This is a genomic window from Leptolyngbya boryana PCC 6306 (assembly GCF_000353285.1).
GTDB classification, from domain to species: domain Bacteria; phylum Cyanobacteriota; class Cyanobacteriia; order Leptolyngbyales; family Leptolyngbyaceae; genus Leptolyngbya; species Leptolyngbya boryana.
In genome coordinates, this window is the sequence record NZ_KB731324.1 from 406,540 (window position 1) to 433,169 (window position 26,630).

General features: G+C 48.1%; 21 protein-coding genes. 11 read left to right on the forward strand and 10 right to left on the reverse strand.

The window, feature by feature from the left end; translation table 11 throughout:
- Window positions 1-22: 22 nt before the first annotated feature.
- Both LEPBO_RS0101895 and LEPBO_RS45015 read right to left on the reverse strand, forming a co-directional pair.
- Window positions 23-862: a carbonic anhydrase gene (locus LEPBO_RS0101895; RefSeq protein WP_017285834.1), complete on the reverse strand. Its 840-nt coding sequence runs from the start codon at window positions 860-862 to the stop codon at window positions 23-25.
- Window positions 863-877: 15 nt separating this feature from the next.
- Complete coding sequence (locus tag LEPBO_RS45015; RefSeq protein ID WP_017285835.1) at window positions 878-4,651, reverse strand: DUF4912 domain-containing protein; 3,774 nt, start codon at window positions 4,649-4,651, stop codon at window positions 878-880.
- 200 nt (window positions 4,652-4,851) lie between these two features.
- Between LEPBO_RS45015 and LEPBO_RS35850 the strand changes: the two genes are divergently transcribed.
- Entirely contained in the window at window positions 4,852-6,891 is a 2,040-nt protein-coding gene (locus LEPBO_RS35850; RefSeq protein WP_017285836.1) for a PAS domain S-box protein, read from the forward strand.
- On the opposite strand, the gene LEPBO_RS0101910 is transcribed toward LEPBO_RS35850, so the two are convergent.
- Window positions 6,883-7,611, reverse strand: a complete 729-nt coding sequence (locus tag LEPBO_RS0101910) for an MBL fold metallo-hydrolase (RefSeq protein ID WP_017285837.1) — start codon at window positions 7,609-7,611, stop codon at window positions 6,883-6,885. The genes LEPBO_RS35850 and LEPBO_RS0101910 overlap by 9 nt on opposite strands.
- Before the next feature lie 104 nt (window positions 7,612-7,715).
- Between LEPBO_RS0101910 and LEPBO_RS0101915 the strand changes: the two genes are divergently transcribed.
- From LEPBO_RS0101915 to LEPBO_RS0101925, 3 genes are read left to right on the forward strand one after another with little or no spacing between them, the layout of a single operon-like run.
- A complete protein-coding gene (locus LEPBO_RS0101915) occupies window positions 7,716-9,176 on the forward strand; it encodes a site-2 protease family protein (protein WP_017285838.1) in 1,461 nt (486 codons plus the stop codon).
- Window positions 9,177-9,180: 4 nt separating this feature from the next.
- Window positions 9,181-10,416 carry an ATP-binding protein gene (locus tag LEPBO_RS0101920; protein WP_017285839.1) on the forward strand — a complete coding sequence of 412 codons (1,236 nt, stop codon included), beginning with the start codon at window positions 9,181-9,183 and terminating at the stop codon, window positions 10,414-10,416.
- Window positions 10,409-11,074 carry a GAP family protein gene (locus LEPBO_RS0101925; protein WP_017285840.1) on the forward strand — a complete coding sequence of 222 codons (666 nt, stop codon included), beginning with the start codon at window positions 10,409-10,411 and terminating at the stop codon, window positions 11,072-11,074. Before LEPBO_RS0101920 ends, LEPBO_RS0101925 begins: the two co-directional genes overlap by 8 nt.
- A gap of 130 nt (window positions 11,075-11,204) precedes the next feature.
- Here LEPBO_RS0101925 and LEPBO_RS35855 read toward each other — a convergent pair whose 3' ends face one another.
- The 3 genes from LEPBO_RS35855 to ilvD form a co-directional block, all read right to left on the reverse strand.
- The gene (locus tag LEPBO_RS35855; RefSeq protein ID WP_017285841.1) at window positions 11,205-12,152 is read right to left on the reverse strand and encodes a GDSL-type esterase/lipase family protein; all 948 of its coding nucleotides are present in this window, start codon (window positions 12,150-12,152) and stop codon (window positions 11,205-11,207) included.
- A gap of 97 nt (window positions 12,153-12,249) precedes the next feature.
- Window positions 12,250-14,118 (reverse strand): GTPase family protein, encoded by a 1,869-nt coding sequence (locus LEPBO_RS0101935; protein ID WP_017285842.1) that lies wholly within the window; start codon window positions 14,116-14,118, stop codon window positions 12,250-12,252.
- Window positions 14,119-14,464: 346 nt separating this feature from the next.
- Window positions 14,465-16,150 (reverse strand): dihydroxy-acid dehydratase, encoded by a 1,686-nt coding sequence (ilvD, locus tag LEPBO_RS0101945; protein ID WP_017285843.1) that lies wholly within the window; start codon window positions 16,148-16,150, stop codon window positions 14,465-14,467.
- A 149-nt stretch (window positions 16,151-16,299) separates the two neighbouring features.
- Here ilvD and LEPBO_RS35860 point away from each other — a divergent pair, with 149 nt between their 5' ends.
- Complete coding sequence (locus tag LEPBO_RS35860; RefSeq protein WP_017285844.1) at window positions 16,300-17,112, forward strand: C39 family peptidase; 813 nt, start codon at window positions 16,300-16,302, stop codon at window positions 17,110-17,112.
- On the opposite strand, the gene LEPBO_RS0101955 is transcribed toward LEPBO_RS35860, so the two are convergent.
- Window positions 17,109-18,077, reverse strand: coding sequence for a phytoene synthase (locus LEPBO_RS0101955; RefSeq protein ID WP_316425900.1), 969 nt, complete (start codon window positions 18,075-18,077; stop codon window positions 17,109-17,111). The two genes, LEPBO_RS35860 and LEPBO_RS0101955, sit on opposite strands and share 4 nt — an antisense overlap.
- An 11-nt stretch (window positions 18,078-18,088) precedes the next feature.
- A complete protein-coding gene (gene pds, locus LEPBO_RS0101960; protein WP_017285846.1) occupies window positions 18,089-19,504 on the reverse strand; it encodes a 15-cis-phytoene desaturase in 1,416 nt (471 codons plus the stop codon).
- Between the two features lie 417 nt (window positions 19,505-19,921).
- Between pds and LEPBO_RS0101965 the strand changes: the two genes are divergently transcribed.
- Entirely contained in the window at window positions 19,922-21,202 is a 1,281-nt protein-coding gene (locus LEPBO_RS0101965) for a glycoside hydrolase family 2 protein (protein ID WP_017285847.1), read from the forward strand.
- Window positions 21,203-21,207: 5 nt separating this feature from the next.
- Here the strand turns inward: LEPBO_RS0101965 and LEPBO_RS0101970 are convergent, their stop codons facing one another.
- Window positions 21,208-22,266 (reverse strand): hypothetical protein, encoded by a 1,059-nt coding sequence (locus LEPBO_RS0101970; RefSeq protein WP_017285848.1) that lies wholly within the window; start codon window positions 22,264-22,266, stop codon window positions 21,208-21,210.
- A 94-nt stretch (window positions 22,267-22,360) separates the two neighbouring features.
- Here LEPBO_RS0101970 and LEPBO_RS35865 point away from each other — a divergent pair, with 94 nt between their 5' ends.
- From LEPBO_RS35865 to LEPBO_RS0101995, 5 genes are all read left to right on the forward strand, one after another.
- Window positions 22,361-23,089, forward strand: coding sequence for a sirohydrochlorin chelatase (locus tag LEPBO_RS35865; protein WP_017285849.1), 729 nt, complete (start codon window positions 22,361-22,363; stop codon window positions 23,087-23,089).
- Between the two features lie 129 nt (window positions 23,090-23,218).
- A complete protein-coding gene (gene cobA / locus LEPBO_RS0101980; RefSeq protein ID WP_017285850.1) occupies window positions 23,219-24,028 on the forward strand; it encodes a uroporphyrinogen-III C-methyltransferase in 810 nt (269 codons plus the stop codon).
- A complete protein-coding gene (locus LEPBO_RS0101985) occupies window positions 24,025-24,351 on the forward strand; it encodes a nucleotidyltransferase family protein (RefSeq protein WP_017285851.1) in 327 nt (108 codons plus the stop codon). Before cobA ends, LEPBO_RS0101985 begins: the two co-directional genes overlap by 4 nt.
- Window positions 24,323-24,667: a HepT-like ribonuclease domain-containing protein gene (locus tag LEPBO_RS0101990; RefSeq protein ID WP_017285852.1), complete on the forward strand. Its 345-nt coding sequence runs from the start codon at window positions 24,323-24,325 to the stop codon at window positions 24,665-24,667. Before LEPBO_RS0101985 ends, LEPBO_RS0101990 begins: the two co-directional genes overlap by 29 nt.
- 37 nt (window positions 24,668-24,704) lie before the next feature.
- A complete protein-coding gene (locus LEPBO_RS0101995) occupies window positions 24,705-25,628 on the forward strand; it encodes an RluA family pseudouridine synthase (protein WP_017285853.1) in 924 nt (307 codons plus the stop codon).
- 5 nt (window positions 25,629-25,633) lie between these two features.
- On the opposite strand, the gene LEPBO_RS0102000 is transcribed toward LEPBO_RS0101995, so the two are convergent.
- On the reverse strand, window positions 25,634-26,626 hold the full coding sequence (locus LEPBO_RS0102000; RefSeq protein ID WP_017285854.1) for a glycosyltransferase family 2 protein: 993 nt from the start codon (window positions 26,624-26,626) through the stop codon (window positions 25,634-25,636).
- Window positions 26,627-26,630: the final 4 nt, after the last annotated feature.

A 26,630-nucleotide genomic window follows, 5' to 3' on the forward strand; every position in this document is an offset into this window, starting at 1 on the left:
GATCCGCCCCAAATAGTGCATTCTACCGCTTTGATCCTTGATAGATCCGTTGGGCTTGCTCAGCCGTCAACCAAGGCATAACCTCGGTTTGAGGGACAGGCTCAGCGGATTTGACTTGAGAGCGAATCGTCACAGGTTGGCGCAACTGACCATTGCCATTGTCCTCTTTGTGAGGCAAATTACAAGCCACGGGTGGCGCGCTGGTTTTCTCATAAAATGCGCCCAGTTCACGCGGCGAAAGCTGGCTTTGAGGTGGCACATAAGCATGGGTCTCCGGATCAAATGCCAAAAGCTCACCCGTTTCAATGTGATAAACCCAGCCGTAAATTTCTAGCTTGCCTTGATATAGACGGGAATGAACGACCGGATAAGTTTTGAGATTTTCGATTTGAGTCAGGACGTTTTCTGCGATCGTAATTTCAAGCAATTCTTCGCCGCTGTACTGACTGTAATTTTCTTTGACTAATCTGCGAGTTGCCTCAGCATGTTTGAGCCAGTCATATACTAGGGGCATGTCTTCCTGAAGCTTGTTCAACTTCAACAAGCCTTTCATTGCGCCACAATGCGAATGTCCACAGACAATAATTTGCTGAATGTCTAAAGCCGCGATCGCATATTCAACCGCTGCTCCTTCTCCGCCGTTCGCGGCTCCAAACGGTGGAATAATATTGCCTGCGTTGCGAATCACAAACAGTTCACCAATACCCGCTTGGGTGATCAAATTTGGATCAATCCGCGAATCCGAGCAAGTAATGAACAGCACTCTGGGCTTCTGCCCATGCGACAGTTCCTCAAGCTGATCCAAATGAGACGGCACATAGCTTTCCCAAAACTGCTGATGTCCTTGAATTAACTTTTTCATTCTCCCTTCCTGTTATCATTGCCACTCATCGATCGCTTCATCCTTGGTATTCGTATTGCGGCTGGGGGTTTCGCGATTGAACTTCAAATGAATCGATCGCGTTTGTTCCCCATCTTTCGCGACTGCCAAGATCGGATAATCGATTAAACCATCTTGGAAGGACATCTGGAATCGGAAGGTTCCGTCTGGATTGAGCGGAATGATTTGTCCGCCGATCGAGACAGTCGCATCCGGTTCTGTTGCCCCGTAGATAATCAGTTCCGCATCTGCAACCAGCCAGAATTTGCGCGGACGAGCCGGAATCGCACTACCTGAGAACATGCCGACTCCTGACATGCCAATGCCTGACATGCCCGAAACCGTTGGCAACGCCCACATTCCCATCCCCGACGGGAACACAAACGAACTGACAGCGGCAGCGGGAACCTGCTGCATTGAACCGAAAATCGATCCAGCCATGCGTTGCAGTTCTGCGCCTTGTGACAGGTCGAAGATCTGATCATACATGCCATTCGGACTGCCTATTTCACTTTCAGCGGCGGGTGATCCTAATGTCAAGAAAGTTTTACCTGTGAGTTCTTCTTCCCAATCGATCGTGACGAATTGATCGTTTTCCCAGGCAGACGGATAAGCCGGAGGAATGCGTACAGAGTGTGATCGCGCCAGCATCAACCAGCGTCCATCCCCGCTCATGTACCCAATTTCTGCAATGTAATCGCGATCGCTGACAGGAATCGGCAAATACCAATCGCGCGCCATTTCGTCACAGGCAAACTGCTGCAAACTGTGCGGGCTTTGATGCGCTAAATCGACATCCGTGACATCGTACAATCGCAGCACTAAATTCTGTCCGCCTTGATTACGCAGTTCGGATTTGTGTTCGTTAGGAATGTCCCAATAGGCGTAAGCCCATTGCGGATCGCGCGGCATCAGCACAATCCGACTGTCCCCGTAGCCATCTGGTAAATCTGGTAAGCCTTCATCCACATCCGCTAAAGCTTCACTCGACAAATCGGTCTGTCCGACATCAAACCGCGCCGATTCCACGATCGTTTGACCCTCATCCGATCGTGCCATTGCCATACCGACCATTCCGGTAGCGATTCCGCCGACTGCGGCGATTCCGGGTAATGCAGATTCGTCTGTAGATTCGTCTGAAGATGCTGCGCTTGCATCGGGTTGAGAAGGATCAATCATGGCAGGTGTCTCCTGAGTGTCGGGCACTTCTGGCTGAGGAGATTCAAGATTGGCTTCTTGATCTGCTAAGCGAGAACCTGCGATGCCTGCTAACCCTGCTGCTGTTGCGGCTCCACCTAAAGCAGCAATTTCTGGAATAGAAGAACTTGCTTCTACAGATTCGACTTCAGAAGTTGCCGCAATTATAGGTGGCTCCTCAAGTTCGATCACTTGTGCTTCAGAATTATCCATAATTGAGCGCGCTTCATCGTCGGAGATCGGCTCAGCATCGATAATTTCTAGATCAGAAGATTCAACACTCGCAGGAGTTTCGTCGGTGTCCTCTGGCTCGATCACTTCTTCTAACTGCGGTTCTGGATCAATCCCGGAAAAATTATCTCCCGCTTGCCCCATTCCTGCCACTCCCAAGGCAGCAGCACCACCGAATGCAGCAATTTCTGGAATCATGCCTTGAGCATTGTTTGAGTTTTCGACCAGCGGTTCTGTCGCGTCAGTAGCATCGATCGGTGCAACGCCTTGCTCAAACGCTAACTGCTCGTAAGAAGGTTGTGGAACTGCTTCGACAACGCTGGGTGCATCATCAAGATTCAGCTCGATCGCAGGTTGGTCGAGTATGGCATCTTCTGGCGCGTCTAAATCCTCGATCGCATCTAACGTGACAAGGGGTTCCGGCTCGGGTGGGACTCCCGATCGAGTCCGGTTCATCCAAGCCGCAGTCCCTAATCCAGCTAACCCTAAAGCGGCTGCACCAGAGAGATCAAAATCGGATTCAGGCGGAGCTTCGGGAGGTTCGATCGAGGGTGCTGTCATTTCAATCGGCGGCATCTCTCGAATTTCAACTAAGGGGCGCTCAGGCACAGCAGTCGGCTCGACCTCAATTGCAGATGCAGCAGTCGTTGATTCAGGAACGCCCTCGACATCAGAGTGCTCTAATGCTTGCTCTAATTGTGATGCTGCGGCAGCGGCTCCAGCACCCGCAACCTCAGCAGGTGGCTCGACTTCACTTGTGGATTGTGGGATCGGTTCAGGACTGTCACCCGCATCAGCACGTCCTAATTGTGATGCTGCGGCAGCGGCTCCAGCACCCGCAATGACGGCTGCTCCACCCATTGCAGCCGAGGGAATCGTCGGGGGTTGAACTTCCGCGATCGCTGCGCGATCCGATGAAATCACAGATTCCGCGCGAGAAGCCAGACTGATATCAGGTTCGCTCGGAGTCATGAGTGGTGGAGGTGGGGGCGGTGCTGTTGGAGCAGGGGATAGAGAGGGCGCAGCAGGTGGAACTTCAGCAGTTGAGGGAGTCGATCGCCGACCGCGTAAAAGCCAACCTAAAAGCAGTGCTCCCAATCCGAGTGGCAGTAACCACCAGAGCCATCCTGGAATACCACTATCGTTGTTACTCGTGTCGTTGTTAGACGATGGTTGCGCATTGGCAGATCCAGCCGGAACTTGCCCGACGATCGTTGGTTCATTGGCAGATCCAGCCGGAACTTGTTCTGCAATCTTTTGCGCATTAGCAGTTGAATCTGGGGCTTGTCCATCTGGAGCTGTGCCTGAAGTTGAATTTGGAGTAGCAGCCCCAGCAGGAGAGGGGGCGGGAGCGGGAGAAGAACCCGCACCTGCGCCGATATTTCCTGGATTTCCTGGATTCAATGAGGCAACCGTTGCAGCCGTTCCAGCGGCAAAGAGAGTCGCAGGATCTAAAGCGAGTGAAGCCGGATCGCTTTCTGTGGTTTGAACTAAGTTACGTCCTACATCCGAAGTAATGTAACCCAACAGTGCAGCGGCTCCCGGAGAAGGCGTCGCCTTATGGACGTAGTAGAACGGCTGTGAGAACGGATAGCGGGGATCATTGGGCAACGTGTTGTGCATGGGCACGATCCGGACGCTGGAATTCCCTAAAACTTGATTGGCAGGGGCAAAACTGATGCCGTCTTGACCGAGCTGTTGGGCAACCGCTTGGGTGCTGTCTTCAGGGGTACGAATTGGACTGCTGCTGCTGACTGACTCAGACGGTTGAATGAAGACAGAATAGTTCCGAAATGCTGTCCGGGTGTCACTGAGATCGGGGCGATCGATAAACCGAATCTTTCCAGGTGCGCCGCCTAATTCTGACCAATCGGTGATTTCACCCCGAACGATTTTGACGAGTTGAACAACGGTGATCCCGCCTTTGAAGGGATTGTCTGGACTGGTGATAATGGCAATTTTGCCGCGTTCGAGGGCAACAGGCACTAAACCTTCTTGGCGTTCGGATGCGGTGAGCGGACGACCGATCGCAGCGAGGTCGATTTTGCCATCGCGCAATGCCTGTAATCCAGCTGGCGTGCCCGAGTAGTTGAGATTAATGGTGCTGCCTGAAAATTGCTGCTCAAATCGTTGTTTCAAAGCCTGGTTGATGGTTACCATACTGCTCGAACCATCAATTTGAATCGTTGTCCCTGAGGGCACAGAAGACGGAAACGGGAAACTTGTGGGCGCGGCTTGAGCCAAAGTTTGAGGAACAAAGATCGATTCTAGGGGTTTTACCGTTGCAACAGTCGTTAACAGCAGCGCAAAACCGAGCGCAGACGATTTTTGGTTTGGCAACATTAATTCAAACGCCTCTTACACCAGTGCAGATCTTGGATTTTGCAAAGTATTATATAGCGATCGCTCAAAATCCGCCTCTGCCAATGCGTTGAGGATCTTGCGATGTGATCGAGCGCACCCGTAAGGATGATTCTATCGCATTGGTAAGCGCCTAGTTTAAATCGGGAACTCTACGAAAGATTCCTGTATGAAGATAGGCAATGAGTGTTGAGCAGTGGACAAACCCCAGTTCCAGCGGGCGCGATCGCGATTATCAGATTTTATTAGACGCAATCCCAGATTTAATCTTACGGATTGATCGCAACGGGGTTTGCCTCGACTATCACCTCCCCAAAAACTTCAAAGCATACGGGCGAGAATTCGATTGGTACGGTAGACGCTTAGATGAAATCATTCCAGCAGAAGTCGCTCAACAGCAGATGGAATATGTTGCATCTGCGATCGCGACGAATGAGATGCAAGTGTATGAACAGCAGATCGAATGGAACGATGAAATTCGATACGAAGAAGTTCGAGTCCGCCGTTACAGTGAGACAGAAGCTTTAGTCCTGGTTCGCGATATCAGTGCCCAAAAAAATGCGGAGAAGGCACTGACACAAAGCGAAGCTCGATTTCAACGTCTGGCAACGAATATTCCCGGTATGATTTATCAGTTTCGGCTTGAGACGGATGGAACTGTGAGTTTTCCGTTTGTCAGCCGAGTTTCTGAGCGCATCTATGAAGTCGAACCCGAATTAATTCAAGAAGATCCAGGCTTGCTAATCGGTCAAATTCATCCCGATGATCGCGCATCATTTGAAGAATCGATTCGACACTCAGCAGAAACGCTTGAACCCTGGAAATGGTCAGGGCGGAATGTTCTGTCTTCTGGCAAGATCAAGTGGATTGAAGGACATTCACAGCCGGAACTGCAAATTGATGGAGCGATCGTGTGGGATGGCATTGTCACTGATGTCAGCGATCGCAAGCAGCTTGAAGCCCAGCGCCAGCAGGCAGAATGCGCGATCGCAGAAAGTGAAGCGCGGTTTCGCAGCTTTGTGGAAAATGCCAATGATTTAATTTGTGCCTTTTCGCCCACGGGTCTCTTTACTTATATTTCTCCTAAAGTCTTTGAAATTTCTGGATTCTTAGCCAAAGAGCTGCTCGGCAAACCCTTGTCCGACTTTATTCATCCTGAGGATTTGCACATTGTTCAAGCTTCCATCGAGGAGCTTTTGAAAACTGGAGAGCGGCAATCTGCGATCGAGTTTCGGGCTAGACGTAAAGATGGAGACTGGTACTGGGCGTTGTGTAATACGTCTAGCATTAGAGGCTCGAACGGAGGAGTCGTCAGTATTTTGAGTATTGTGCGCGATATTAGCGATCGCAAAGCCAATGAAGAAAAGCTTAGACAACAAGCGATCGATCTAGAAAATGCCTTGCAAGAACTTCAAAAAACGCAAGCGCAACTGATCCACAGTGAAAAAATGTCTTCTCTGGGGCAACTCGTTGCCGGAATTGCTCATGAAATCAACAATCCCATTGGGTTTATTCACGGCAACATTATTCACGCCATGAATTACTTTCAGGATCTTGTTGCGTTGATTAAGTTGTATCAAACTCATGAGTGTCATTCAATTCCAGACATTGAAGCGTTTATCGAGGAAATCAATCTCGATTTTATTTACAAAGATCTGCAAAGTATCTTTGATTCAATGCAAACCGGAACAGAGCGAATTCGAGAAATTGTGTTGTCTCTGCGTAACTTTTCTCGACTCGATGAAGCGCAACTGAAGCCTGTGAACATTCACGACGGGATTGAAAGTACCTTAACGATTCTGCAAAGCCGACTGCATCAGGCTGAATCGAAAATCATAGTTTCAAAGTTCTATAACCAACTGCCGAAGGTAGAATGTTTTGCGAGTTCTTTAAATCAAGTCTTCCTCCAGATCTTGACGAATGCGATCGATGCAGTCAGCGAAGTTTGTGCGCCAGTGATTGAGATTCACACCGAATTTATCAGTGCAAACTGGGTGCGAATCCGAATTCTAGACAGTGGTGTCGGGATTCCTGAATCGGTACAAGCTCGCATGTTTGACCCATTCTTTACGACGAAACCTGTGGGCAAAGGTACTGGAATGGGTCTGGCAATTAGCTATCAAATTGTCACCGATCAACATCACGGCAGGTTGAAGTGCCAATCTAAACCCGGTCAGGGGACAGAATTTACGATCGAACTTCCCATTCGTCAATCACAGTAGAGGCTGTTGTTTGACACACTGCTCCAAATCAAGCTGGGCTAATTTCTCGTAGGCGTGATCGATCGCCGTTTTGCCTCGCAGTAAGCCAATATTTCCACCCGGACAAATCCAATTCAACGTATCGCGATCGAAGCGATCGAGTAATTTTTGCACATTGCGAATTTGCCGCAGCCAGTGAAACGTTTTCGCAGTCCTGAGCGGTACAGGATTGCCTTGAGAATCTGCGACTAAATGCCGTCCCGAAAAGAGCACACCGCCGCACGCATTCAAATACACACAGGCGGTTCCAGGCGAATGTCCTGAAGTCCAAATGACCTCTAGATGTGGCGAGATCATTAAATTTTCCTGAAATGGAGTGACGGTAAGATTCGGGAGTAAATAGGCTTCTTGCTCTTGAATGATCACGTCGCAGTGAAACGCCGATTGGATGTCGCGAACTTTGCCGATTCCGCCGCGATGCGTGATCACAAGCTGTTTTACACCCCCTTGGGCATCGAGAAACGATCGCGACTGCTCATCCCACGCTGGGCAGTCGATCAGCACATTTCCCTCTTTTTCTACAATGAGATAGGATGTTCCACCGAGTGTGTCACGATTCGGTGGAAATGCGAAAATTGGGACAAGACGATCCTGCGCACAGGTTTCCTCAGTCAAAACCAGACGTGGAGCTTTTGCAGGGCGTGACTGGGGTGTTAAAGGAATTGAAGATTCTAGGGGCACAAACTTCTAAATCGTTCAAACTAAAGAATATGGCAAACCGCCACCGTTGATTGTGCCAGATCCTGCAATTCTCTTCCATGCCCTAGACCCCTTTTTTTCGGCTCATGATTTGGCTTCTGCTGCTCGGACTGATCACCTATCTATTTATTACCCAGTGGGTCGCAAGTCTCACGCGCACGCCCGTGTGGCTACTGTGGCTGGTGGCAATGCTGCCTGTCTTGATTCTGTTGATCTGGACCGTTGTGTCACAAGGACAGACGATGCCCCTGAGATATACCGCAATTTTATTTGCAGGCTGTTTGGTGTTGTACTTATATCTGATTCAGCGAGGGCGCATTTCTCGATCAGAGCCGATCGATGAGCCAGTTCCGCCCGAACCGATTCCCGATCTGCAACCTCCTAGTCTTGCCAGCCTCCGCCCTCTCAATCCAGCCGAAGAATCGAATTTGCAAACCTGCTTTCCTTGGTCAGTTTTTTACCTGCGGCATTTGGAGTATCATCCGCAGGGAGTTGTTTGCCGTGGACAACTGAGAACTGCGCCGGAAAAGGCATATGACATCATTCGGACCAATATTGAGGCGCAGTTTGGCGATCGCTTTGATGTGATTTTTCAGGAATATTTTCCAGGAGAGCCATTTTTTGAATTGGTGCTGAATTCTGTGCCCGCGTTTGAAGCAAAACATCAGCCGGGTGCGCTGCGTCCTGGATTTGCGTTTGTGCTAGGATTTCTCACGCTATTTACGACGACTTGGGCAGGATTGCAGGTGGTTGGACGAGTGCCAACGATTCCGGCACTATTGGAGGATGGGTTTCCTTATTCGATCGCAATTTTGATGTTTTTTGGTGCGCGCAGTTTTGGGTATTTCATCACGGCACGGAAATTTCAGGTTGCAACGACGTTGCCGTATTTTATTCCGATTATTCCACTGCCCTTTTTCCCCGTTGGGACGATTGGGGGCTTTACGCGGTTGGCATCGCGGATTCCGAATCGCAAGGCGTTGTTTGATATTGGGCTAGTTGGGGCGTTTTTGGGGTTGAGTGTGAGCATTCCGCTGTTAGCGTGGGGCTTGGTGCAGTCGGAATTGGTCGGGGTTCAGGGACAGGCCGGAATTTTTCAGTTTCGGGCGCTTGATCCAAGATTGTCGATCGTGCTTGCCTTGTTTAGTAAGTTAGTCTTTGGGGAAGAGTTGACCGCGGAGGCAGCGATTCGATTACATCCGACGGCGATCGCGGGGTGGATCGGATTATTATTCACGGCATTTAATCTCATGCCGATCGGGCAGCTTGATGGTGGGAGAATGGTTCATGCTATCTTTGGACGGCGGATCGGGGCGAGAATTGGTCGGATTTCGCGATTTTTATTGCTTGGGTTGGCGATTGTGTATCCTCATCTGCTGCTTTGGGCGGTTTTATTATTGTTGTTGCCTGCATTAAATGAACCGACATTAAATGATGTGGTTGAGGTTGATGGATGGCGTGAGGCGATTGGATTTATGGCGTTGGTGATTTTAATCCTTTTAGTGTTGCCTGTGCCAAAGTTTTTAACGGCTGTGTTGGGAATGTAGAGTGATGAAAGGATTGGTTCAGAAATGTCGATCGCTATTGGTGTATCGCGATGTCTTTGAAGATGCGATCACTGGTGCTTTTCTCACTGTACTAGAGAATCTCGATCGCCCTGAAATTGCAATTCAGGCTTACGCAGATTGGTTTTCAGCGTTAGCAAAACTCCGGCAAGGCTGGAAAGATTACTTGCTGAATCGAATTCTGCTTTCAGAGAATGCGTTTACTCAGCAAGCGCATGAAAGTTTTATTCCCGATGAATTGATCCATGCGGTTCGGCGTGATGCCCGAATTCTGCAAGAGGTTTATCAACTTGGGTGTGCTCAATTTGCTGAGTTATTGGATCTCGTTCCTTGGCGAGATCATTTGATTCAGGTCGATAGTCGTTCTCGGTATCAGGAGTTTGAACGAATTCAGAAACGCTTAGAAGTTTCTGAAGATTGGGCAGGTGAGTTTATTGAGTTACTCTCGTTCTATCGCAAGTTTGGAACTGGAAGGTTTGCCGAGTACTCTGCATTCCGTTGGCAGAATGGGAAATTAAACGCGATCGCGACTCCTGATCCGGTGCGAATCGATGCCTTAGTCGGGTATGAGTCTCAGCGCGATCAACTGTTGCGGAATACTGAATTTTTGCTGGCTGGATTACCTGCACTGCATATTTTGCTGTATGGCAGTCGCGGTTCAGGGAAATCGTCGCTGGTCAAATCACTACTGGGTAAATATGAGAATCTGCGATTGATTGAAGTGGCAAAGTCAGAATTGAGAGATTTGCCTGCGATCGTTGAAGGATTACGCAATCTGCCTCAGAAGTTTGTCATCTTTGTCGATGATTTGTCGTTTGAAGAAGATGACGATGCGTATAAGGCATTAAAAGTGGTTCTAGAAGGCAATTTAACGGCTCGCCCTCAGAATGTTGTGGTCTATGCAACGTCGAATCGACGGCATTTGATTCGAGAATTTTTTGACGATCGCCCTAGACCTAGAGATGCCGATGAGATTCACAACTGGGATACTGTGCAAGAGAAACTATCGTTTAGCGATCGCTTTGGGTTAACGTTAACGTTTGAACCTGCGGATCAACCGACTTATTTGAAAATTGTGCATCACCTTGCAGAGCAGGCGGGCATTTCAGTAGATGATTTAGAGTTTCGGGCGTTACAGTGGGCGACGCGACACAATGGGCGATCGGGAAGAACGGCTCGCCAGTTTGTTGATTTTCTCAAATCCGAACTGACGCATGAGTGAATTACTTTGGACAATTAGCGCGATCGCGCTCTTGGATAGTATTAATCCGAATGCAGTTGCAGCGCAGGTGTATCTATTGACCACACCAAAGCCTGTTCCGAGATCGATCGCATTTATTTTGGGTGAAATCTTAGCGGCTTGGATTGCCGGAATGCTGATTGCATTCGGCATGATGCAATTAATTGCAAAAGTATTCAATCAATTGGGTGCAGTTCTATTCATGTTGCAATTTCTTTTAGGAATTGCACTTTTATATCTTGGCTGGAATTTTCAGAAATTGATATCGAAAACAGCAGTGAAACGCCCAAAGTCATTGAAACCGAGCGATATGTTTCTCTTTGGATTCATGCTTGCCTTCACTGAAGCGCCAACGGCACTGCCTTATCTCGCTGCGATCGAACAAATGACTCGCACGAATCCATCTTTGACAGAGTTAGCATTGCTCTTACTGTTTTACGATGTCATCTTTGTTTTGCCGTTGATTCTGCTCGTGGTCGTCTATGTCATCGCTCAAAATCGTTCTACTCAAGCGATCGCGCTCATTCAAGAATTTGTAAGCCGCTGGTTTCCGGTTCTGTTTCAAGTTGTGCTGATTTTACTCGGCATTGTGTTAATCGCTGATAGCATCGCACAGGGATTTGGGCGATCGGTGATTTGAATGCTGCATATCGACGAGTTCATCACAATCAATCTGATAGGGGGGTAGGAAAATCGGTTTCTTTCTCCCCATCTCCCCACTCCGCAAAATTCATGCGATCGACGACTACATTCCCCGCTCAAATCTCAGATCAATTTGCCAGAACCGGAGCCGCCGCGACCCTTGTATCAGAATCCTGGAACACAGTCTGCCAAGTTGCATAGCCTTGAGCTGTGAGATGAATTCCATCGGTCGTATATTCCGATAGGATCTGACCATCGTGATCGGCAAATTGTGCAAATAAATCGAGATAGGTTGCTCCTTCTTGGCGTGCAAGTTCTTGCAATTGCTGATTGATATTGATAATGCGATCGCTGGGAATCCTGGGGGTGCGAGTCGGTAAGATTGATTCGACAATCACCTTGGTGCGAGGATGCATTGCGCGAAGCTGCTTGAGAATTCGCTGCATATTCCAAATAATTTCAGCATCGCTTGCCCCCATTTTCAAATCATTCACCCCTGCCATTACGTAAATTTGATCGGGGCGGGTGTTCGCAATATCCGGTAAGCGCGCCAAGATATTCCAAGTCGTATCACCAGAAATGCCTTGATTCAGCCAGATTTGAGACTGCGGTAAGCGATCGCCCGGAAACCATAAACTTAAGGAATCACCGAGTAGAATCGAGAGTTGACGATCGCCATTGCGTCTTGATACCGCCTTCGCTTCTAGAGCAAGTAATTTTCGCCACTGTTCATACGTCGGCTGAACAGAGGAATTTTGCCAAATTTCTCGGAAACTGTCGCTGGGCAATCGGGTGTAGAGTTTGCCGATTTTCAAAGCAGATAAGCGTTGCAGGTAAAGTTGTCCACCTGATCGAGGTACAGACACTAGCGGGGCAACCTCTGAAGAAAACTCAGGCTGGATCTCCACTTCAGGTCGAACTGAAACCGTCGAACTCAACGGAGAAGATGCGATTCTGGGTTCAGTAATTGAGATCGGGAACTTTTCTGGCGGGAGCGAAGTCGGAGGAACGGATACCGATGGTGTGGGTAATACCGCAGATGCAAACGTCAAGGCAAAGACGGTGGGGGCTGTCATAGACTGCTCGGAGGATTGCTGTTTATCCCTAATAACGTGATAAATATTACACAGTCAGTAGGGTTTTGCAATCCTTCACAGAAGATTTGTCTAAATTTCACAGTGGTTTTGCGTCTAAGTAGTGGCGGTAGCGGATTTCCAGATTTTCGATCGATAAGTTTTGTGTCCAATATTCGGTTAACGCATGCCCAAATGCCCATGCGACTCGATCGGGGGTTGATGAGCTATCGCTCAGGATCGACCACAAGGCTTTAAAATCAAGCGGAGTTGTGGGTTGCAGCAATTGGTAGAGGTCATACGCCATTTGCAATTTACCCACGACGATCGGTAATTGTTCGATCGGGATTTGTTCTGCGAGTAATAGGGCTAATGTGGGTGAACCTGTCGCGATCGTGGACAGAAATCTCAGAACAGGGCTTTTTAGAAATGCGGTTAAGCCTTGAGTTGTCGCCATTTGAAAGGTATAGCGATCGATAATCTTAGCGGCGCTTACAGTGCGGGCATCAATATTTTTGAGAAATCGGGCGAGACGCGCTTGTTTGGCTGGATCAACACTGTTCAGAATCGCGATTGACAATTCATCCACACCCCAAGCTTCTCGATGTTCACCCGCTGTGACGAGTGGCAAGACGAATGAAGCAACTTCACCAAACACGTCTTGACGATAGGCAACTGCTTCTCGAATCGAGACTTCTTTGGGGCGATCGCCAAATTGCCAGTTGTAAGGTGGATTCCATTCTCGAATCGGACGTAAACGATCGACTTGCGTGACGATCGCAAGGGTTGGCAGTTCTTGTGCCTTCAGTGCATTCAAGAAGTCCAAATCCATTTGCAATGCTGGATCGAGTGCAGGCGAAACGAGTAAAACTAAGTCTGTTTTTGCAGCATAATCGAGGACTTGCTGCCGAAAATCAGAGCGTTCAACCTGCTCATAGCCCGGTGTATCCCAGAGCGTTAAAGTCTCTCCACTCTCTGTTTCCCAACGATAATCTTGGATTTGATCCGTCGAAGGCAGTGCATCGACTTTTGCCTGTGCTTGCACAAACAAGGTATTGATCAAACTACTTTTTCCGGCTCCAGTTCGACCGACGAGTAATAAGCTGACGGGTTTTTGTGCGACTGTTTCGACGGGTGTTGCTTGAGCAATGACTTCTTTTAAAGTTTGGAATTTTTCAGGTGTTTCAATCGCAGGGAGAACCAGTGGAGCCTTGCCGCTATAAAGCGAGATCGCTTGTCTTGCTAGATTTCGCAAAACTGCTTCTCGCAGCATTTGGCTCAGATTGCCTAGGAGTTCTTGAGTTGCTTTGCTACTACTACTTTGTGTCGCAGTTCGAGCAACTGCAACCGCAGGATTGAGAAACCATTGTGCCCAGTTCCACGCTTGCAGCACTTTCCGCGCAGAAGGCTCTAGTTTTTGATAGATCTCATAAGCTTGAACGGCTTGCCCCACGGTGACTTGATTCAAGACAGGTGCAAGTCTTTGCATCCATTGATCTAAGTCATCCACAGTTCCACGCAACAACGAGTAAGCCTGTGGAACATAGATATTCAGCAGCGGCTTTTGAGCATCTGGATAGTAAATATTTGCGATCGCGCGAATCAAACTCTGACAGCGTTGCCAAAAGATGTTCCAGTCTTGCCAGATGGGCGGATCGAATTGTGCTTCAGCTAAGATTTTCTGAACTTCGGTTTCGGCTTGTCGAGTCGCATTGGTTGCAGGAGAGTCGCTGAGTTCGATTGTCTCTTCTGAGAGTTCAGCAACGATCGCTTCGACTTGACTAAGTGCAGGCTGTGTCCATTTCACCAGCAGCCAGCGCCACCCGACGAAAATTAATGCCACGATCGCCCAAATCCAGTTGATTCCCCATTCATGGATTTGAAGTCCTGCTGAAATCAGCAGAAACCCGATCACAACTGCGATCGGGAGTGCCAAAACGATCCACTGCCAAATCCGAAGTCGCACCATAGTCTGAGTCCAATGGTTTTCTCCATGCTAGGGCAGATTGGGGAGAAGATCGTTGAGAAAAAATTTGAAATTTTGAGATGGAGAGTAGAGAGTGAGGAGTAAGAGAATGTTTGAAAAGTATCGTTCATCGCATTCACCCGCCCCCGGACTGGAAGTCCAGGGCTAGTTGAACGAAGTCTACTGAAGGGACTAACAGCCAATCAAAATCAGGTCTTCAGTCCTCCCTCAATATACAAGCCCGGAATTCTATTCCAGGGCGAGCTAGAACGGAGCGAGGAAATTGTTGATGCTTTTCAAACACCCTCTAAGGCATCATTCTAGTTTTCTCTCTATCTCTCTACTCAAATCAACCCAATCCCAAATCCGTCACTGCCCCCAAACTGCTCGACGAGACCAATTTGGCATACTTTGCTAGCACGCCTTTGGTATATCTCGGGGCAGGGGGTTTCCAGGCAGCGCGGCGTTTTTCTAACTCTTCTTCAGTGACATTCAACTGAAGTAAACGCGCGGGAGCATCGATCGTGATTTCGTCGCCTTCTTGAACCAGTGCGATCGTACCGCCGACAAATGCCTCCGGTGCAACGTGTCCGACAACCATACCGTAGGTTCCGCCTGAAAAGCGCCCATCGGTGATCAAGCCAACTGAATCGCCTAATCCTGCGCCAATAATCGCGGAAGTTGGTGCAAGCATTTCTCGCATTCCAGGGCCGCCTTTCGGGCCTTCGTAGCGAATGACGAGGACATCACCTGGATTGATTTGGTTTGCCAAAATCGCATCCAGACATTCTTCCTCAGACTCAAACACACGAGCGGGGCCTGTAATCTTCGGATTCTTAACGCCTGTGATTTTCGCAACCGATCCTTCTGTCGCTAAATTGCCTTTGAGAATTGCTAAGTGTCCAGTCGCATACATCGGTCGATCCCAAGGACGAATCACATCTTGATCCGCACGCGGTTCTTCGGGAATGTCTTTCAGCCGTTCTGCGATCGTTTCTCCAGTAATTGTCAAACAATCTCCATGCAGCAAGCCATGAGCTAACAGCATTTTCATCACCTGCGGAATTCCACCCGCCCGATGCAAGTCTGTTGCCACATAACGACCCGAAGGTTTGAGATCACAGAGCACCGGAACCCGTTCGCGAATCGTTTCAAAATCATCAATCGTCCAAGGCACACCCGCTGAATGCGCGATCGCTAAAAAGTGCAACACAGCATTCGTCGAACCACCCACTGCCATGATCACTGAAATCGCATTCTCGATCGACTTGCGCGTAATAATGTCTCGCGGCAGGATTTGATTGCGAATCGCTTCAACTAAGACCTTTCCAGCCAGTGCGGTATTTTCTGCTTTTTCAGGATCCACCGCCGACATCGTAGACGAATACATCAAGCTCATGCCCATCGCTTCAAATGCCGAGGACATCGTATTTGCGGTATACATTCCACCGCACGAACCCGCACCCGGACAAGCACTTCGCTCCACGGCATACAGCATGGCTTCGTTAATTCTGCCAGCACTGTACTGTCCAACCGCTTCAAACGAACTAACGACAGTCAAATCTTGTCCGTCTAAATGACCCGGCTTAATTGTGCCGCCATAGACAAAAATCGCTGGAATATTCATTCGTGCCATCGCAATCATGGCTCCCGGCATGTTTTTATCACACCCGCCGATCGCGATTACGCCGTCCATACTTTGCCCGGTGCAAGCAGTCTCGATCGAATCGGCAATCACATCTCGCGAGACGAGAGAATATTTCATCCCTTCCGTACCCATCGAGATCCCGTCACTAATCGTAATCGTGCCAAACATCTGCGGCATACCGCCTGCCGCCCGAATGCCTTCTTCTGCTTGAATGGCAAGCGGTGCAATTCCCATGTTGCAAGGCGTAATCGTACTGTGAGCACTTGCAACCCCGACGATCGGCTTTGTGAAATCGGCATCTTGGAATCCCACAGCGCGCAGCATCGCACGATTGGGCGATCGCTGAACCCCCTGAGTGATAGCTTGGCTTCTTAGATTTTCGGGCATGATCTTTCTCGCTAGTCTAAAATCGGTCAGTATGATACAGACTGATCATTTTAAGACGTTGTGATCCGAAACGGCGCGGCTTACGTCTGATTCCTGAGTTGACATCGCTTATCCGGAGTAAACTGCTAGCGTCAGGGAAGCTTAATCTTATGAAACTCAAAGTTCTGCAATCTACAACATTCAAACAGTCCACAGCGGATTCTTCTAAGCTATCGGCTCAAGATAAAATCAGTGTCCCAGTTGGTGAGGAGTTTACCGTTCACTCTTACAAACCCGTGGGCAATAATCATGTTCGGGTTGCACTCGTTGATCAGTTTTTGGGCAGACCTCCGCGCAATACCTGGTATGTCTTTCAGCCGCATGTTCAGATTTTTAATCAACGCGGACAGGTAAAAAACTTTGAGCGCAAAGCCAGCATCGGACTGCCAAATTTTTCCCTACCGTCGTCGAAGCTCTTAAATGTCCCTTATCATACGCAACTCAACAATGCTGAGAATCCGAAAGGAGCTTGCAATGTCACAAGTTTTGCGATGGTGATGCGGTATTTCCAGATTCCGAAGCGAACAAATGCGGTGCAGTTTGAGGATGAACTCTATCGCTACATGGAAAATAAAGGCTTAAGCCGCCATGATCCGCATGATTTGGCGATCATGGCAGAGGATTATGGATTAAAAGATGACCTGACTTTACAAGGGCGAATGCTCGATATTCGTAAAGCGATCTCCGAAGGCAAGCCCTGCATTCTGCATGGATACTTTACGAGCTTTGGACATATTCTAGTCGTGCGCGGATACGATCGCGTCGGCTTGCGCGTGAATGATCCGTTTGGCGAGTGGTTTGAGGACGGCTATCGCAATGATTTGCCGGGCGACAATCTCTCGTATTCTTACAATCTGATTCAGCGCTGTGCTTCGCCAGAAGGTCCGAACTTTATGTGGCTACATCGGTTGTCGAGAGCTTAAAGGACTTTTGCTCTCAGCCAAGAAATCGGTAACAACGACATTTTTTTCAACCCGGGTACATAAGCCCGACGGTTGAAATTGTCATAATTATTGTTCTCGATTGCGTTCAAAATTTGGCTATACAGCATCAAGGCTGACCAAACTGGCCAGCGGGCATCTTCATTTAATGAACCAATGCCACGCTCTGCCATTGCATAGAACTGCCGCGCTCGCTCAATCTGAAACTTCATCAGGGCTTTCCAGCGATCGTCATTCACACCCTTCATCAAGTCGTCTTCGGTGTAATTAAACCGCGCTAAATCCTCAAGCGGTAGATAAATCCGACCCCGACGCGCATCTTCACCCACATCGCGCAAAATATTCGTTAACTGTTTCGCGACACCGAGCGCGATCGCATCGTCTAACGGCGAATAGCTAGGTTCAGGACGATACCAGGGCGCAGTCGTATCTGGCTCAGCTAGCCCCATCACATCCGTGGACATCAAACCAACCGTACTTGCAACCCGATAGCAGTACAAGTAAAGCTCATCGAACGTCTCATAGCGGCTGCGATAGAGATCCATCCGTTGCCCCGCAATCATGTCGCGGAACGGTTGAATCTCGATCGGAAAGCGCTCCACCGTGTCAACCAGTGCGACATCGAAATCATCTTCGGGATAGCCCGCGAAGATTTTTTCTAAGCGCTCTTCCCACTGATCAAGCGTATCGTTCGTGGCTTGCTTGCCATTAAAGCCATCGACAAGTTCATCTGTCCGGCGACACCAGACATAAATTGCCCAGATTGCCCGCCGCTTTTCGAGCGGGAATAGCAGCGTCGCTAAGTAGAAAGACTTCGTGAAGTGTTCCATCAGTTGGCGACACTGTTCGTAAGCCTCATCGACAGAAGCTAGCGATCGCAGGTAGGAAGAGGGTTGTTCGGGCAATTGCAGCATTCGTAAGACGGAGGAAAGGGTGGAAGTTGACAAAGTGCGAATTGCTACTGACTGGTCACTAATCGGGGTGATTCAGTGGCAGTTGAAGCAGGCGCGTTCGTAATTGCCTGCGCTGTCAGCTTACCAGAAAGCACGGCTCCTTCCATACTTCCTAGATATTGCTGCATCGTGTAGCTTCCTGAAAGATAGAAGTTTGCGATCGGCGTTTCCTGCGATGGGCGGTATGCCTGACGACCCGGAGAAGCCGTGTAGACTGATCGCGGCGTTTTCACAACTTTATATTTTCTTAACTTAGCAGGATTTTCCCCAGTTAAATGTTGCGGGAATAACCGCTCTAATTCTTTCATCGTCGCTTCGATGATCGCTTCGTCGGATTTGTCGATCCAATCTTTTGCAGGAGCTAGGACAAATTCCAGCATTGAGCGATCGGGGTCTTCGTACGCCTTACAGGTAATGCTCATGTCAGCATAGACACTCAGTAAGTCGGAGCGAGAGAACAATAGCTGATCGATATCTGTCAATTTGCGATCGAACCAGAGATGTAAGTTGATCACCGGAACGCCTTCTAAGCCTTCGAGCTTTTGGAAAAATGGCATTGCTTTCCAAGGCTCTGGCATCAGGACTTTCATCACATCTACAGACATGGCAGAGACGTACTTATCTGCGGTGATAACTTCATCGGGTGCGCCATCTAGTCCCCGAATCAAGAAGCCTTTCACAGACTGATCTTCATTCAACAAGACCTGCTTGAGCGGCTTTTTCAGGTGAACTTCGCCCCCGCCTGCAACAATGTGATCGACGATCGGTTGGCACAATCTTTCTGTGGGAGAACCATCTAAGAAAGCAATCTTAGAGCCGTAACGTTCTTGTAAAAATTTATTGAGTGCTGTGAGGATAATCGTCGCTGAAACTTCGTCAGGATTGATAAACGTCAGTGCTTTCGAGGCAGCGATAAAGATATCAGAACTGACTCGTTCGCCAATGCCTTGACGCTGTAGCCATTCCAGCAGACTGTACTTATCCATGTCTTCGACGTACTTTTGACCGCGGAGTACACCCGGCCACAGCCCGATCGCGAAGCGGATTTTCTGCTCCCAGGTCAGCATGTCATTGTTTTTCAGAATCGAAGCAATGACGTTAAAGGGAGCGGGAATGTCGGGAACGCTGAAGTAGGAATAGGTTTCAGGCTTTTCAGGCTGATTAAAAATCAGAGCATGCTCTTTCCACTGGAGTCGATCGAGGATGTTCAATTCACCCATTAATTGCAGCATATTCGGATAAGCGCCGAAAAAGGCATGAAGCCCCGTTTCGTACCAGTCGCCATCTTCATCTTTCCAAGCTGCAACTAATCCACCTAGTACATCGCGGCTTTCCAGCACGATTGGCGTGTGTCCAGCATCGACTAAATATTTCGCGCAGGCTAATCCTGCTAAGCCGCCTCCGGCGATCGCTACTCGCATGTAGTCTGTTCACCTAACCTGTGATCGACAATTGGGTTTAATTATACGTTGCAATCCGTTACATTTTCGGAGTTTTTTAAGAAAGTTGCGCAATAAAACCGCGAATCTTCAAGTTCTGTAGGGTCTCGCAGGTCTTCTCAGTGTTCAGCTTCGTGAACGGCGTTACGAATCCTACAGAAGATTCAAAGTGGAGACGGATGATCGAATTTACGTTTGGATGAATGATCATTTCAGATAACGAAATGATCTCATCCTCATTGATGATTCATCGAGTCTAATCAATGCTTCAAATTTTCATTCAGTTTAATCTGGCTCAATCGACAGCAATTGACGTCAGGCTTGATAACCTAACTGAATAATCTAGATCTCAAACTGCTCAATGAGCGAAGCGATATTATTAGTCCCTCTGATAGAACTATGATCGAATCAATCGCTGCGGTTTTCAGTGCAGGAACATACGCACTTCAGGTGTTTACAGGTCAGCCGCTCAGCACAGATTATGGAATGACGGTCGCGATCGCGAATACGGTTCGAGAACGTGCAAAACCTGCGGATACGTTTATTGATTCGATAGGGATTGCGACGCATTTGCGCTACATCGATACGAGCTATGGACGCTTTGAAGATGTGGTTGAACCCCGACTGCGAGAGTTGGGGATTCGACATATTCGCGACGGCGGGAATGATCCCAAAATGTATGCCAAGATGCGCCGCTTAGGAGCACAGGGGATTCGATCGACGTTAGTGATGGATCCACGTGACAACATTACACCGCAGAATGTCGTCGATCAGGTAAAGCAGGCACTACCTTATGTAGCAGGGATAGAAGGACCGAACGAATGGGATGTAAATGCGGAAAGGATGAGCTACAAGGGTAAGTCTTTTCCAGAGGGATTGCGCAACTATCAAGCGGATATGTTCCGCGCGCTTAAGAGCGATCGAGCCACGGCAAATATTCCGGTGCTGGCTCCCTCCATGGCACAACCAGAAAATGGGAAAAAAGTTGGATCGCTCGCGGCTTATAGTGAACTGGGCAATATGCACAGTTATTCAGGGGGACGTGTGCCGGGGCAAGATTTTGATTGGCGTTGGTTGCCGCTCACAAAACAATTTTCAGGCGATCGACCGATTATTGTCACCGAGACGGGATACCACAATGCCATTCACGATCGCGTCACAACGCACAAAGCTGTGACCGAGCAAGTCTCTGCGAAGTATATTCCAAGAACGTATTTGGAGTTTTTCAATCGTGGGATCAAACGCACGTTTATCTACGAACTCATGGATCAGCGTCCGGCTCCAGATCAAGAGAATAACTTTGGCATCATTCGCGCTGATGGCACTCCGAAACCTGCCTTTTATGCGGTACGTAATCTGATTCGGATTTTGAATGATCAGTCTGGCAGCAGTGCTCCTGGAAGCTTATCTTACTATTTCAGCGGCAATGTAAAAGACTTACGGCATACCTTGTTGCAGAAGAGGAATGGTGACTTCTACTTAGTCATGTGGCTGAACACCGAAAGTACAGACGCGATCAAAACTCAGCGAGTGACCGTGAATTTGTTGACTCCAACTAAAGCAGCAGCGACCTTTTTACCGAATCGATCGTCGAGTGCAACAGCGACATTTTCGGCTCCGAGAAGAGTAACGATGGATGTACCAGATGCGCCGATTATTTTAAAAGTGGTACCGAAATAATCCGCTCACCCAACCTGCTGCAATGTAGGAAGTAATGCTAAGCCGGATAGAAAACTACATAGATTGATCAACAAACTTAACCAGTAAGAATGATAGTTCGATAGACCACTTTGCGATCGCGCTAATAACCATCCTTCCCAAATCGCCACGCAGATTTGAGAAGTCATCAGTGTGATCAGACTGGGAACGCCTAAAGCTGTCGGTAGAAATTCTGCATAGCCAACCAGCACCGCGAACAAGAATGCAGCAATTAGTACGATCGGTAAACAGAAAAACCAGACGATTCCAGTTCTAATGATTGTTTTCGTCGTAATTGTTTTTTGATGAACCAGTGCCAGGCTAAACCCGATCGCATTGAATAAACTGAATACACCAAAGACACGAGTCGATCGATACTGAAACGCTTGCAAAGATGGAAAGAAAAACCACACGACTGGAAAGGTTAGTAGATTCACAAATCCGATCCAGAGCAACACTCTTGCAACTTGAGATCGATTAAATCTGAGAACACCCAAGCAGAGCAGCGCGATCGCGAATTCACTGCACTGTGTAATCGTCAATGCGATGCCAAACACTTCCCAACGGGTTGGCTTCATTGCTTCGTCAGGTTCGACTTGGAGCGATTGATTCTGACGAATTACCGTGAAATGGCGATCGCGATATCCCGCAATCCGACTACGAAAATCAGCCGTAAAAGGCGGAGTGGAGCGAGCTTGATTGGAAAATTGAACAATCAATTGAAAGATCGGATCTCTAGAACCTTGACTCTGAAGTGGTTCCTGATAGAGACAAGCCGTTTCTGCACATTCAAATTTGTATGGAGATCGCAAAACGGGCTGCGTTTTCAAACAGACGACATCGGTACAGTTCCCATACTGAATTAATAACTTGGGCTGATCACAGAGCAGAGAACTTGTCGATTTGCATTCCACAAATTGCACCGCTTCAGGAGCACGATCAAAGTAAAACCACAGTGAGTAAGGCTGTGCAGGGGTATAAGCACTTGCACGTTGAGTCAGCAGTAATGCGAAACCCAAAATCAATAGCAGCAGTCGCTTTCTCATCGCCTTTGATTAAAATCTTTCTGATCCTCGGTTAGAGCAGAAGCAGAAACGCTATTATGTTACGTAACTTCACAATTCTTGAGAGGCTTAAGTCTTGCGTTCTGCCTATCTTCTCGTTACGCATGGAAGTCGGGATATTCGCCCCCAGATCGCGATCGATCAACTGCGCGATCGCATCGAACAGCAACTTTCTACTCCAGTAGGAGCGGCTGTTTTAGAATGCGCTCCCACTCCCTTACATGAGCAAATCGAGGAGTTTAGCCGTCAGCATCCTGACATCTCTCAAATCCAGATTGTGCCTCTCTTTTTGCTACCTGGCGTGCATGTGATGGAAGACATTCCAGAGCAGATTGCGATCGCGCGATCGAACATTTCAGCCGAACTCAAAGTGATGCCTCATCTGGGCAGTTATGCAGGATTGGAGAAAGTTTTAGCCAAGCGAATTCGTCAGATTCCTTCAGATGCAAGAATTCTGCTGTCTCATGGAAGCCGTCGCCCTGGTGGAAACGCTGTCATTGAAGAACTTGCAACCGCGATCGATGCTGTTTCCGCATATTGGTCAGTTGAGCCGAAATTAGATTCACGTTTGGCGGAATTGCAGGGATGTCAGGAAATTGTGATTTTGCCTTACTTTCTCTTCTCAGGCGGGATAACAGATGCGATCTCGGCTTCGGTTCAAACGCTTGCCGAGAAATATCCAGACTCGTCTTTACATTTACTCAGTGCATTTGACTTTTGCGAGGATCTTGTCAATCTGATTGTGGAATGGATTGCGCCAGAATTAGCAATGCGATCAACGCAGTCCGCTAGTATTCTGAGATAATCATTTCACAATTTTTCAATTATCCAGTTTCAAACGTAGTAGATATCACTTCTTAAGATTGAGTAGACTCTTAAATTGAGTAGACTGAGCCATACTCGGTTTTTCCCCTTCGCAAACTTCGCCACACTCATGGTAGATACAACACATTCGGCTGGTATCGGTAAAGTATATTTAGTCGGTGCGGGACCTGGCGATCCCGGTTTGATGACGCTGAAAGGTAAGACTTTGTTAGAGTGCGCGGATGTTGTTGTTTACGATGCGTTAGTGAGTGAGCCGATTTTAGCGATGATCAATCCGATCGCTGAGAAAATCGATGCTGGAAAACGTCGCGGACGGCATTCGATGGCACAGTCTGAAATTAATCAGTTGTTGATCGATAAAGCTCAAGAAGCTGCGATCGTAGTGCGCTTGAAAGGGGGCGATCCGTTTATTTTTGGGCGCGGTGGTGAAGAAATGACGGATCTAATTGATGCAGGTGTGCCTGTCGAAATGGTTCCTGGAGTTACTTCCGGAATTGCGGCTCCTGCTTATGCAGGAATTCCCCTGACGCATCGATCGTATAGTTCATCGGTGACGTTCGTAACCGGGCACGAGGAAGCAGGTAAATATCGTCCGGCAGTCAATTGGAGCGCGATCGCTCAAGGGTCAGAAACGATCGTGATTTACATGGGCGTTCACAATTTGCCGACGATTATTGAACAGTTAAATCAAGGTGGATTGAGTTTAGAAACGCCGATCGCGATGGTCAGATGGGGCACTCGACCGGAGCAAGAGGAATTGATTGGAACCTTAGCGACGATGCCTGCACAGATGGAAGCCGCAAATTTTGGTGCGCCAGCGATCGCGGTAATTGGCAATGTCGTGAACTTACATGAGATTTTGTCTGAGTGCCGTCCACAATTTCCAAATACTTTGAGAAATGGAGATGCTCTGCCATGATTGCGATCGAGCTACCAATGGAGAAAATTGCTGAGTTTTGCGATCGCTGGCAAGTGATTGAATTCGCTCTGTTTGGTTCCGTTCTACGGGAAGATTTTCGCTCAGATAGCGATATTGACGTAATGGTGCAATTTCATCCAGATGCTCATCCGACTCTATTTGACTTAACTTATATGGAGAACGAGCTAAAAACCCTTTTTCATCGAGACGTTGATTTAGTCACTCGTCACGGGATTGAAACGAGTCGCAACTACTTGCGTCGAAATGCCATTCTCTCGTCTGCTCAAATTATTTATGGATCGCGACCTTCAATCTCTGCTTGATATGTTGCAATCTGCCCAGATTGTGATGAATTACATTGCTGGACGGACAAAAAATGAATTGGCAACTGATTTGCAATTTCAAGATGCCGTGATTCGTAGACTTTTGGTTATTGGAGAAGCATCAAACCGAATTTCTAAAGCAACTCAACAAGCTTTAACGACAATTCCCTGGATTGCGATCAATGGAATGAGAAATCGGCTTGTCCACGAATACGATGAGCTTGATCTGAATGTGGTCTGGGATACTGTTGTGAACAGCTTACCCGTTCTGATTCTAGAGCTAGAGAAAGTCATTTCAGTAGATAAATCACAGTAAGATGTAGCGTAGATAGTTTGGTGAAAGTACCTTAAAGTTGATTGAATTTTACGTCGAAGAAAGTGATATTCGCATCGATCGATATCTGGCGGATCAACTGCCTGATCTGTCACGATCGCGGATTCAAAAATTAATCGAATCCGGTCACGTTCAAGTGAATGGAGAACTCTGCCAATCGAAAAAAGCAGAGGTCGCAGATGGAGATTTCATTCAGATTGAACTACCCGAAGCTCAACCGCTTGAACTCAAACCAGAAGCGATCGCATTAGACATTCTCTACGAAGACGATTCGCTGATCATCGTTAACAAAACGGCAGGTATGGTTGTGCATCCTTCAGCCGGACATGATTCAGGAACATTGGTGAATGCTTTACTAGCTCACTGTGAAAGTCTGCCCGGAATCAATGGAATTCAACGTCCAGGAATCGTGCATCGACTGGACAAAGATACAACAGGCGCGATCGTCGTTGCAAAAACAGAAGCTGCGTTTCATCATCTGCAAGAGCAATTTCGGACGAAAACAGCGCGGCGAGACTATTACGCGATCGTCTATGGCGCACCCAAGCAAGAGAGTGGAACAGTTGATCAACCGATTGGGCGGCATCCCGTCGATCGTCAAAAACAAGCGATCGTTCCCGAAGAAAAAGGCGGCAGACGCGCGATCACGCATTGGAAAATTAAAGAGCGATTGGGAAACTATACGCTGTTAGAGTTTGAGCTAGAAACAGGAAGAACCCATCAAATTCGAGTTCATAGCGCTTTTATGGGCAATCCGATTGTTGGAGATCCACTTTATAGTTCAGGACGATCGATCGGTGTGAATCTTCCAGGACAAGCTTTGCACGCTTGGCGATTGAAATTAATTCATCCGGTTCGAGAGGAATGGATTGAAGCGATCGCACCTTTGCCGGAGTCATTCACAAAGTTAGCAGACGTACTAAGACGGCGATCGCAGTCCTAACAAATCTACTCTTCGCGTCCCACAATCTCCCGGATTCGATAAATCGGGCGACCTTGCGATTCGTGGTAGGTTCGCATTGAAATCTCAGCGAGTAAGCCAAAACTAAACAGATTTAAGCCTGCTAGAAAGAGCACCACTGCCAAAATCAAGAGCGGGCGCTGTCCAATATCTTCGCCAAAGCCAATTTTGATCAATGCTAAATAAAACCCGATCGAGAGTCCCGCAACCAACGAAGCTAATCCAAACAAACCAAACACATGCATTGGACGGGTCAAAAACTTCCGCATAAACGAAACCGTCAGCAAATCCATCACAACCCGAAATGTTCGATCGAGTCCATACTTGCTTTGACCAAACTGCCGTGCATGGTGCTTCACCGGGATTTCTGCAATTCTTGCACCTTCAATGAACGCGAGAGCAGGCAAGAACCGATGCAATTCACCGTAGAGATTCATATCGGCAACCAGTTCAGAGCGATACGCTTTTAAGGAACAGCCGTAATCATGCAGTTGTACGCCTGTCACCTTGCCAATCAGCCAGTTTGCAATCTTCGAGGGTAAAACGCGAGTCAAAGAGGCATCTTGGCGATTTTTTCGCCAACCACTGACCAAATCGTATCCTTCATCAAGCTTCTGCAAAAGATTCGGAATATCACTTGGATCGTTCTGTAAATCACCATCCAAAGTAATAATCACTTTACCCCGCGCCTGCCCAAATCCGGCTGCCATTGCCGGAGTTTGTCCATAATTTCGCCGCAGAATCACCGCTTTCAAATCACTCCGCAGTTGCGCCTGCTGTTTTAAGAGTGCATCCGAACCATCTCTAGACCCATCATCAACGCAGATAATTTCGTAGCTTAATCCTGCATTGCTCGCACTTGTCCCGATCGCGTCTAGCAGTCTCGGAATGCTCTCAACCTCGTTATAAATGGGCACGACGATCGACACATCAGGTTGAACAGTTACGGGTAGCGCGATCGACAATTCACTAGAAATCATGGAG

Excerpts from the sequence above, each read along its gene's own strand:
- LEPBO_RS0101895 (WP_017285834.1), bottom strand. The coding sequence starts at position 862 with ATGAAAAAGTTAATTCAAGGACATCAGCAGTTTTGGGAAAGCTATGTG.
- LEPBO_RS45015 (WP_017285835.1), bottom strand. The coding sequence starts at position 4,651 with ATGTTGCCAAACCAAAAATCGTCTGCGCTCGGTTTTGCGCTGCTGTTA.
- LEPBO_RS35850 (WP_017285836.1), top strand. The coding sequence starts at position 4,852 with ATGAGTGTTGAGCAGTGGACAAACCCCAGTTCCAGCGGGCGCGATCGC.
- LEPBO_RS0101915 (WP_017285838.1), top strand. The coding sequence starts at position 7,716 with ATGATTTGGCTTCTGCTGCTCGGACTGATCACCTATCTATTTATTACC.
- LEPBO_RS0101920 (WP_017285839.1), top strand. The coding sequence starts at position 9,181 with ATGAAAGGATTGGTTCAGAAATGTCGATCGCTATTGGTGTATCGCGAT.
- LEPBO_RS0101925 (WP_017285840.1), top strand. The coding sequence starts at position 10,409 with ATGAGTGAATTACTTTGGACAATTAGCGCGATCGCGCTCTTGGATAGT.
- LEPBO_RS35855 (WP_017285841.1), bottom strand. The coding sequence starts at position 12,152 with ATGACAGCCCCCACCGTCTTTGCCTTGACGTTTGCATCTGCGGTATTA.
- LEPBO_RS0101935 (WP_017285842.1), bottom strand. The coding sequence starts at position 14,118 with ATGGTGCGACTTCGGATTTGGCAGTGGATCGTTTTGGCACTCCCGATC.
- ilvD (WP_017285843.1), bottom strand. The coding sequence starts at position 16,150 with ATGCCCGAAAATCTAAGAAGCCAAGCTATCACTCAGGGGGTTCAGCGA.
- LEPBO_RS35860 (WP_017285844.1), top strand. The coding sequence starts at position 16,300 with ATGAAACTCAAAGTTCTGCAATCTACAACATTCAAACAGTCCACAGCG.
- pds (WP_017285846.1), bottom strand. The coding sequence starts at position 19,504 with ATGCGAGTAGCGATCGCCGGAGGCGGCTTAGCAGGATTAGCCTGCGCG.
- LEPBO_RS0101965 (WP_017285847.1), top strand. The coding sequence starts at position 19,922 with ATGATCGAATCAATCGCTGCGGTTTTCAGTGCAGGAACATACGCACTT.
- LEPBO_RS0101970 (WP_017285848.1), bottom strand. The coding sequence starts at position 22,266 with ATGAGAAAGCGACTGCTGCTATTGATTTTGGGTTTCGCATTACTGCTG.
- cobA (WP_017285850.1), top strand. The coding sequence starts at position 23,219 with ATGGTAGATACAACACATTCGGCTGGTATCGGTAAAGTATATTTAGTC.
- LEPBO_RS0101985 (WP_017285851.1), top strand. The coding sequence starts at position 24,025 with ATGATTGCGATCGAGCTACCAATGGAGAAAATTGCTGAGTTTTGCGAT.
- LEPBO_RS0101990 (WP_017285852.1), top strand. The coding sequence starts at position 24,323 with ATGGATCGCGACCTTCAATCTCTGCTTGATATGTTGCAATCTGCCCAG.
- LEPBO_RS0102000 (WP_017285854.1), bottom strand. The coding sequence starts at position 26,626 with ATGATTTCTAGTGAATTGTCGATCGCGCTACCCGTAACTGTTCAACCT.